The organism is Micromonospora sp. 4G55 (assembly GCF_016803375.1).
Genome location: NZ_JAEVHN010000350.1, coordinates 1 through 6,393 on the forward strand (window position 1 = coordinate 1; position 6,393 = coordinate 6,393).

General features: G+C 75.1%; 9 protein-coding genes. 2 read left to right on the forward strand and 7 right to left on the reverse strand.

Annotation, left to right across the window (positions count from 1 at the left end; translation table 11 throughout):
• Together JNW89_RS23850 and JNW89_RS23855 are read right to left on the reverse strand one after the other, a co-directional pair.
• A partial coding sequence (locus JNW89_RS23850; protein ID WP_238450577.1) for a TIGR02452 family protein occupies positions 1-565 on the reverse strand: 565 nt, incomplete at its 3' end.
• A gap of 50 nt (positions 566-615) precedes the next feature.
• Entirely contained in the window at positions 616-1,491 is an 876-nt protein-coding gene (locus tag JNW89_RS23855; RefSeq protein WP_238450578.1) for an SGNH/GDSL hydrolase family protein, read from the reverse strand.
• A gap of 87 nt (positions 1,492-1,578) precedes the next feature.
• Between JNW89_RS23855 and JNW89_RS23860 the strand changes: the two genes are divergently transcribed.
• The gene (locus JNW89_RS23860) at positions 1,579-2,130 is read left to right on the forward strand and encodes a phosphotransferase family protein (protein ID WP_238450579.1); all 552 of its coding nucleotides are present in this window, start codon (positions 1,579-1,581) and stop codon (positions 2,128-2,130) included.
• A 47-nt stretch (positions 2,131-2,177) separates the two neighbouring features.
• On the opposite strand, the gene JNW89_RS23865 is transcribed toward JNW89_RS23860, so the two are convergent.
• The 4 genes from JNW89_RS23865 to JNW89_RS23880 form a co-directional block, all read right to left on the reverse strand.
• On the reverse strand, positions 2,178-2,441 hold the full coding sequence (locus JNW89_RS23865) for a hypothetical protein (RefSeq protein WP_238450580.1): 264 nt from the start codon (positions 2,439-2,441) through the stop codon (positions 2,178-2,180).
• Positions 2,442-2,556: 115 nt separating this feature from the next.
• On the reverse strand, positions 2,557-3,018 hold the full coding sequence (locus JNW89_RS23870; RefSeq protein WP_238449189.1) for an SRPBCC family protein: 462 nt from the start codon (positions 3,016-3,018) through the stop codon (positions 2,557-2,559).
• A 52-nt stretch (positions 3,019-3,070) separates the two neighbouring features.
• Entirely contained in the window at positions 3,071-3,487 is a 417-nt protein-coding gene (locus tag JNW89_RS23875; RefSeq protein ID WP_154938983.1) for a DUF2795 domain-containing protein, read from the reverse strand.
• Between the two features lie 58 nt (positions 3,488-3,545).
• Positions 3,546-4,529: a YihY/virulence factor BrkB family protein gene (locus tag JNW89_RS23880; RefSeq protein ID WP_238449188.1), complete on the reverse strand. Its 984-nt coding sequence runs from the start codon at positions 4,527-4,529 to the stop codon at positions 3,546-3,548.
• Positions 4,530-4,676: 147 nt separating this feature from the next.
• Here JNW89_RS23880 and JNW89_RS23885 point away from each other — a divergent pair, with 147 nt between their 5' ends.
• Entirely contained in the window at positions 4,677-5,099 is a 423-nt protein-coding gene (locus JNW89_RS23885) for a ChaB family protein (RefSeq protein WP_238449187.1), read from the forward strand.
• Between the two features lie 60 nt (positions 5,100-5,159).
• On the opposite strand, the gene JNW89_RS23890 is transcribed toward JNW89_RS23885, so the two are convergent.
• Positions 5,160-6,393 (reverse strand): aldehyde dehydrogenase (locus JNW89_RS23890; protein ID WP_238449186.1); only part of this gene is annotated, 1,234 nt, incomplete at its 5' end.

The window sequence follows — 6,393 nt, forward strand, 5'->3', positions numbered from 1 at the left end:
CTCCGTGCGCCAGCGCCACCCCGAGCACCCGCCCGGCGCGGCGCCGCAGCACCCCGGGCAGGTCGACCGGCGCGCGCAGCGCCCCGGCGTTCGGCGCCGCCGCGGTCAGAAAGGTCACCCGGTACGGCGCGATCAGCCGCCCCGAGTCGTCCCGGAACACCGGAACGTCGGGGGAGTGGACGACCCGGTCGGAGTAGACCGGATCCGGCCGGGCCCGGTGGTACGCGTAGAACTCCGGCGCCGTCCGCAGGCTGGCGGCCAGGGCCGACGACCGGGCCAGGCTTTCCTCCTGGGCGTGCGCGCCGGTGGCGTACCCGCCGCCGGGTTTCTTCGCGGAGGCGAAGTTGAGGCAGGCGACCCGGCCGTCGGCGGTGCCGGCGAGCCGGCGGGTGGCGGCGAGGCTCGTCTCGTCGGTCACCTCCACCGTGGACGGTCCCGCCGGGCCGGGCTCGGGCAGCGGCTCGTCGGGCAGGTGCAGGGTGGCGGCCGACACCGGCCCGTACCGGCCCTCGGCGACGAGGCGGTCGGTCTCGGCGGCCAGCGCTGCCCGTTCGGTACGGTCCACCAGCCCATCATGCCGGCGCGGGCCGGCCCCGGCCGCCCCTGACCGTCCGCTCAGGTCAGCTCGACCGGCAGCGGCACCGGGCGCTTCGCCACCCGATCGTCGCCCGAGGAGCGGCCGCGCAGGTGCCGGGCCAGCCACGGCAGCAGGTGCCGCCGGGTCCAGGCCAGCTCGGCGCGGAGCACCTCGTGCCCGCGTCGCCGCGGCGCGACCGCCAGGGGGCGGGTCCACGAGTCGTCGTACCCGGGCAGGCCGGCGGTGTACGCGAGCGCCGCGGCGATCCGCTCGTGGCCGGCGCTGTTGGCGTGCAGTCGGTCCTCGCTCCACAGCCGGGGGTCGGAGGCGACCGGGTGCGCGGCGAAGTCCAGCAGGGTGGCCCCGGTCTCGGCGGTGACCCGCCGCAGCGCCGCGTTGAGCATGACCACCCGGCCGCGCAGCGGGCGGGCCAGCGGCATCACCGGCACCGGATCGGGCAGCGTGAAGGTCAGCACGGTGGCGCCCTGGCCGACCAGCGCCCGCTGCATCGTCGCCACGTCCGCGGCGATCCGCCGCGCGTCGAACGAGGGTCGCAGCACGTCGTTCATGCCGGCCACCACCGTGCACAGGTCCGGCGCCAGGTCGAGGGCCACCGGCAGCTGCTCGGCGAGGATGCGGGCGGTGGTCCGGCCCCGGATCGCCAGGTTGGCGTACTCCAGGCCGCCCTGCTCCCGGGCCACCGCCTCGGCGAACCGGTCCGCCCAGCCCCGGTAGCCGCCGGCGTCGTCCGGGTCGTCGAGCCCTTCGGTCGTGCTGTCGCCGATCGCGACGTACCGCTGCCACATCACGGTGAACAGCCTATGGGCGGCGGTGCCGCCGCCGTCCGCCGGGCGCGGCCGGTGCGGGGCGGCGTACCCGCGACCGCCCCGATACGGTGCGCAGGTGAGCCGCACCGACCGTCCCCTCGGTTTCCGCGACCGACCGCGATCCGCCCAGGGCGTGCTCACGCTCCGGGCCGCCGACGACGGCGGGAGTGGCGGATGAGCAGCCCCACCCAGCGCCTGCTCGACCCCGACCAGGTGCGCCGGTACGTCGCGTCCTCCCTCGGCCCCGACGTCGCGGTGACCGACTGCGCGCCGCTGGCCGGGGGCGGTTTCGCCGCGGTCTGGTCGGCCACCCTCGACGACGGACGCGACGTGGTGCTGAAGGTCGGCCCGCCGCCCGAGGTCCCGCTCCTGCGCTACGAGCGGGGGCTGATCGCCGCCGAGGCGCGCTACCTACGGCTCGTCGCCGCGCGGGCGCCGGAGGTGCCCGTCCCGCCGCTGCTGCACCACGGCAGCGACCCCGTCCTCGGCGACTGGCTGCTGACCGGCCTGCTCGCCGGGCGTACCCTGCACCAGCTCACTGTCGACGGCGCGCCGGTCGACGCGGTCCGCGCCGGGCTCGGCGCGGCGCTGATCCCCGGCGGGCTCGGGGTGCTGTTCGGGCACACGTCGGTGGCGTTGCTGGGGCCGGCGCTGACCGTGCTGGCGGTGCTGCTGCTGCTCGTGCACGCCCTGGCCGGGCGCCGGTCGGTGGCCGTCACCGGCTGAGGGGACACGTCCGCCCCCGGGCGGTCCCGCCCGGGGGGTCTCGTGGCTCAGAGCGTGTCGGGGCCGGTCCGGCCGGTCGTGGACGGCCGGTACGCGCGCTCCGAGTCGGTCATCTCCCGCCGCTCGGCCTGCGGCCCGGCGCCCCGGTCCACCGCCTCGGGGCCGTGCCCGAAGGCGGCCTCCTCGCCGGCGTCGTTGCCGGTGACGTCGTCGGCCTGCCCGTCGATGGTCGAGCGGGCGATCGCCCGGTCCAGTTCCCTCAGCGGGGTCTTCTGCTCGTCCCGCCACACCCTGTCGTCGTTCTCCGTCATCCCCTTGGCGTACCCGGGGTGGATGATCGCAAACGGCCGGCGGGCGGGCCCGGACGCGGCGATGGCCGCCGGATCCACCGGCGGCCATCGGATGCGTGAGTTCCGGGGGAGCGCCTCACGGCTGCGGGCGGTCCACCTTGCCCCGCCAGGCGCCGGTCTCCTGGCCGCGGCGCTCGATGAACTGCTTGAACCGCTCCAGGTCGCCCTTGGCGCGCCGGTCCACCACACCCAGCTTGTCGCCGGCCTTCTCCACCACGCCGTGCGGCTCGAAGTCCATCTGCAGGGTGACCCGCGTCCTGCCCTCGGCGAGCCGGTGGAAGGTGACCACGCCGGCCTGCTGGGTGCCGCCGGTCGACTTCCAGGCCACCCGCTCGTCGGGGAGCTGCTCGGTGATCTCGGCGTCGAACTCACGCTTGACCCCGGCGATGTCGACGGTCCAGTGGGTCATCGTGTCCGTCAGCTGCCGGACCTCCTGCACCCCCTCCATGAACTGGGGGAACTCCTCGAACTGGGTCCACTGGTCGTACGCGGTGCGGATCGGGACGGAGACGTCCACGTGCTCGGTAACGCCGCTCATGACCATTCCTCCTCTGGCCGCCGGTGTTCGTCCGGATCGTGGGCCGATCCGGTCACCAGCGGGTCGTCTCGTTCTTGTGACCGAGTGCGGCCCACACCTCGGAAACGGTGCGGTACCGCGTACCGTCGGGCAGCCGCTCCAGCTCCTCGATGAGGTCTGCGGGCGCCTGGTTCTCGCGGGCGTTGGCGATCAGCTTCTCGCGGTCGCCCGGCAGGGCCGTCATCGTGATGAACCGCCCGAGCCGGCTGCGGTCCTCGACGTCCCGAGAGCTCATGCCCTTCGGGGCGCCGCTGCGCAGCTCACCCGCCGGCGCCGTGGTGGCGCCCGGCTGGTCCTCGCCGGCCGGCTCGGGCTCGCGGAACTCCTCGGCGCGCGAGCCCCCGGTGCCCGGGCCCTGGACCAGGCCGGCGACCTCCTGGCTCATCTGCTCGTCGAGCCTCGGTCCGTGCTTGCTGCTGCCACGTTCCAGTTCCATGCTGTGGTGCTACCCCTGGCAGCCCCCGGGAAACGCCGAACCCGGCACGCGGTCACGAATCGGCGGGGGCCTTCGGCGGCAGGACCGGCTCGCCCGGATCCTCCGCCCCCGCCTGGAGCACCCGACCCCGTTGCAGCTCGGCGTTGATCTGCACGCCGAACATCAGCGCGCAGTTGGACAGGTAGAGCCAGACCAGGAAGGCGATGACCGCGCCCAGGCTGCCGTACGTGACGTCGTAGGAGCCGAAGTTCGCGACGTACAGGCCGAAACCGGCGGAGGCGAGGATCCAGGAGAGGAGGGCCACCGCCCCGCCGGGGGTCAGCCAGCGGAACCTCGGCTGCCGGACGTTCGGGGCGATCCAGAACAGCAGGGACAGCAGCGTCATCATCACCAGCGCCAGCACCGGCCACTTGGCCACGCTCCACACCGTGCGGGCCAACCCGCCGGCGCCCAGCAGATCGCCCACCGCGTCGGTCACCGGCCCGCTGACGATCAGGCCGAGCGCCACCACGGCGAGCAGGATCAGCGTCACGGCCGCCAGGCCGATCTGCAGCGGGCGCAACCGGTAGAACGGCCGCCCCTCCTCGACCCCGTAGATCGCGTTTGAGGCCCGGGTGAACGCGCCGATGAACCCGGACGCCGACCAGAGCGCGCCGAGCAGACCGAAGCTGAGCAGCACCTTCGCCCCGCTCTGCTGGTCGACCACGGTGCGCACCACCGACACGAAGCCGTCGTTGGCGACCACCGAGCCGGCGCCGATGTCGCGGGCCAGCCCCAGCACCGTGTCGACGGTGCGCTCGCCGTCGGAGACCAGGCCGACGAGGGCGACCACCACCACGGTGGAGGGGAAGAGCGCGAGTACGCCGTAGTAGGTCAGCGCCGCCGCCCAGTCCGCGCAGTTGTCCTTGACGAAGTTGCGCCCGCTGCGCACCAGCACCCCGCGCCAGGTGGACCAGCTCAGCTGGCGTACCCGGCGGGGGACCCGCAGGCCGTCCCGGCCACCGGCGACCGCGGTCGGCTCCGTCGTCGCTGCCATCGCCCGCTCCCGTCCCCGCCGGCGCACCCGGCACTCGCTGGCCCCGCCGGTACCCGGTGCCGGAAATCGACAAACCCGGCGGGCGAGTTTGCCGGTCAGGGCCCGGGGAACCGTTCATACGCAGACATCGACGCGGAGGAGGACGAGATGCCCGGGCGCGAGGTACTGCCCAGCACGCTGCGGCGCTCCCCGAAGAAGGCGCAGCGCACCTGGGAGAAGACGCACGACTCGGCGGTGGAGACGTACGGCGAGGGCGAGCGGGCGCACCGCACCGCGTTCGCCGCGGTCAAGCACGAGTTCGAGAAGGTCGGCGACCACTGGGAGCCGAAGGGACGCAAGGGACCCAGCGACCGCCAGGCGCAGGGTGGCGGACCGGCCCGACGGGCTCCCACGGCGGGCGGCGTGGACGCCAACGCCAAGAAGGACCACCTGATGGAGGTGGCCAAGAAGCTGGACGTACCCGGCCGGTCCCGGATGACCAAGCCGGAACTGGTCAAGGCGATCGAGAAGGAGAACAACCGGCAGACCGCGGAGGCCCGCGAGAAGTCCAAGGCCCGCAGCGGTCGCTGAGCCGGGGGCACGACGCACGGGAGCCCGGGACCACACGGTCCCGGGCTCCCGCGTTGCCGCTCACCAGTGGCCGCCGCCGGGGGCCTCCAGGTGCACCGTCTTCACCGTGCTGAACTCGTCGAGCAGCTCCGGGCCGTACCCGAAGCCCTGGCCGCTGCCGCGGCGCGGCTGCGCGGCGCCGCCCGGCGCCCCGCCGAACACCGCGTTCACCTTGACGGTGCCCACCGGCAGCTCCCGCCAGGCCCGCTGGGCGTGGCTCATCGAGGCGGTGAGCACCGTGCCGGCCAGCCCGTACGGAGAGTCGGCGGCGCACCGCAACGCCTCGCTGAACGAGTCCACCACCACCACGGGGGCCACCGGCCCGAAGGTCTCCTCGCGGACCAGCGTCATCTCGTGCCGGCAACCGGTGACCACCGTCGCCGGGTAGAACGCCCCCGGCCCCTCCGGCAGCACCCCCCCGGTGCGCAGCGTCGCCCCCTCGGCCACCGCCGCGGTCACCTGGCCGTGCACGTGGTCGCGGTGCCGCCGGTCCACCAGCGGGCCCAGCTCGGTCGCGGGGTCCCGGCCGGGGCCGATCCGCAGTGCCGCCGCCCGCTCGACCAGCGCGTCGGCGAAGTCCTCCGCCACGTCCCGGTGCACGTAGATCCGCTCGACGGCGACGCAGATCTGGCCGGCGTTGGCGAACGAGCCGATCGCCGCCTGCCCGGCCGCCCAGACCGGGTCCACCCCGGCGTCGACGATCAGCGGGTCGCTGCCGCCGTTCTCCAGCAGCGCCTTCGCACCCGTCCGGGCGCAGGCCGCCGCGATGGCCCGGCCGGTGGCGGTGGAGCCCACGTGGGCCACCATGTCCACCTCCTGCGCGGCCAGCGCCGCGCCCACCTCGGCACCGCCGGTCAGCAGGGACAGCACCCCGGCCGGCAGGGCGCCGTCGAGGATCCGGGCCAGCAGCCAGCCGGTGGCCGGGGTCCGCTCGCTCGGCTTGTACAGCACCACGTTGCCGGTCACCAGGGCCGCGCCGAGCAGCCCGCAGGAGACCGCCACCGGGTCGTTCCACGGGGTGATCGCGGCGACCACGCCGCGCGGCTCCGGCGCCATGAAGTCGATGGCGTGCGCGCCGCCGTGCAGCGTCCGCCCGCCCCGCACCGGGCCCAACTCGGCGTACTGTCGCAGCGTGCCGATGCCCGCCTCCACACCGCCCCGGGCGTCGGCGAGTGGCTTGCCCATCTCCGCCGTCGTCGCCCCGGCCAGTTCGTCCGCCGCCGCGGCCAGCGCGTCCGCGGCCCGGTGCAGCGCC